This window comes from Lactobacillus sp. WILCCON 0149 (genome assembly GCF_057197965.1).
On sequence record NZ_JBUBHO010000021.1, the window covers coordinates 1 to 2,065 of the forward strand.

2 protein-coding genes are annotated in these 2,065 nt (G+C 39.3%); both read left to right on the forward strand.

All coding sequences use genetic code 11. From position 1 onward, the window contains the following. Positions 1–306, forward strand: a 306-nt coding sequence (locus tag ACYVUV_RS12265) for a hypothetical protein (RefSeq protein ID WP_484499566.1), incomplete at its 5' end; no start/stop codon positions are given. Between the two features lie 18 nt (positions 307–324). Then, entirely contained in the window at positions 325–2,034 is a 1,710-nt protein-coding gene (locus ACYVUV_RS12270) for a replication initiation protein (protein ID WP_484499567.1), read from the forward strand. The last annotated feature ends 31 nt before the right edge of the window (positions 2,035–2,065 follow it).

Here is a 2,065-nt window from a genome sequence, read left to right on the forward strand (position 1 = left end):
TATGACAGGGGATGCAGCTTAGCCGGTATGTACGCCGTGTCACCACCGGTATGTACACTGTGTCATCTGTTTGCTTTTCACTTAATTAAGTGTATAATACAAACTAAACAAGAAAAGAAATCGGGTGAACACATGGCTGTAAGCGAGGCTAAAAAGAAGGCAAATAAAAAGTGGGACGATGCCCATAAAGAACAAATGAAATATTACAGATATCGATCATATTCAAAAACTTTTGTCAATGAACTGGCAAAAGATAAAGATTTGGATGAACTGGAAAAACTGATTATTTCTAGGCGGGGAAAATAGTAAGGAGCTGCATTTAGCATGGCTGAAAAAAAGAGAAGAGCAACGAGCAATGACAAAAAGCGTGAAAGCATTGTTATAGCGTATTCAAACGAATTGAATGACTTTCCATTGTCCAAGTACTCAATTAAACAATATGACTTATTTTGGACGATCGTAGGTAAGATCCGTGACAAGGGTACTAGCACTGTAACAATATCTGCAGCCGATTTAAAGAACATAATCGGATATAAAGGCCCTAAAAAGCGTTTCAACGCCGTTCTCGATGGCCTAACCACCAACCTTATGAATACGATTTACAGAAAAGATAAGGAAAATGGGGGATTTATTAAAAGAGTTCTGTTTGAAGAAGCGAAATATGATGCAAAAGCAGAAACGCTTACTCTGATTGTAAATGGAGAAAGCCTTAAATTCTTTAACAACTTAACAGGCAATTTCACGTTATGGTATCAAAGAACTCTATTAGACCTCAATACTGTTTATTCAAAGAACCTGTTTCGGAAACTAAGTCAGTTTTCAAAAACAGGAAAATATTTAGCAAAATTTGATGACTTTAGATACGTCATTAATGCTCCGGTTAACAGGATAAACGACAAGGGCGAAGAAACTTATCCAAATGGAATGGTGAAGCAAAAAATAATCAAGCCGTCCATTTTACGCTTGGCACCGTACTTTAAGAATTTGAAGTGTACATACTTCAAATCTGGAGAAGAACATAAGCTTGACTCTCTAGAGTTTACATTTGATAAATTCAGCTCAAAAGATGCCTTAGACAAAGAATATGATGCGTCTGAGTGTATCAGCAATATTCGACTAAATCCTAATTTGACGGAGGATGAGAAGTGTGAAGCTGAAGACATCTTTTTGCGGCAAAAAAAAGGCACAGCTAAAAAAGCTATGCAGGCTCGAAAAAAAGCTGGGTTAGGGCCATTAGACGACATCATTGATCCGGCAGATGCAAAAAAAGCCGAAGATCGTAAACCTGTTCAAGCAACTGAAGCAGATGTACCAGCAGAAGAAAAGCACGAATCTGTATCTAAAAAATCCAAAAAGCCAAGTAAGACTACATCGGGAGAAGAAATCAAGGCCAAGGATAGCTTTACATTCCTCAAAAAATGCAGTGAACCTACGTTACCACAGCACATCACGGTACTGGATGGCCAAAGAATTGAAACCGATTGGGACTGTTTCGTTGATCACTGGGTGGCAAAGAACTTTGAGGAAGCAGCTAAGGACTATGAAATGGTCAACCTAAAGGTGAAAATAGTTGAAGCAAAGCCTTTTTCAAAAGAAAAGAAACAAGAATTTCTAGCCACCTACCTCTTGGGTAGCGAGTGGAAAGATCAAGTAGTAGCCTATACGCCATATGATCCTGTTTTACGTCACATTTGGGGAAAGCTCACGAAGGAAGATGCAATTCTTCTTGCTGATGTGTATAAGAAATGGCAAAATACTGGCTTAGATGGCATTCATGAACGCTTAACAGCCGCTCAACAACATGACGAGAGCCTTTTAAGATCACTAACTACAAGACTTTCAACATTATCCGATCGGTTCTACGACATGGACAACGGGACACTTGAACAGTGGGCAATGCTTATGGACTGTGAAGCAAACAGGGGCTGGAATCCTGTGAATGACTTAAAAACTAACATGTCGCGTACATTGACGCTTGATATGCTGAGCATTCCAAACGACCAATGGCAAACAGCAGAACCAATCATGTTGTAAGCAAAGGCGGTGCTATCAGCACTGCCTTTTT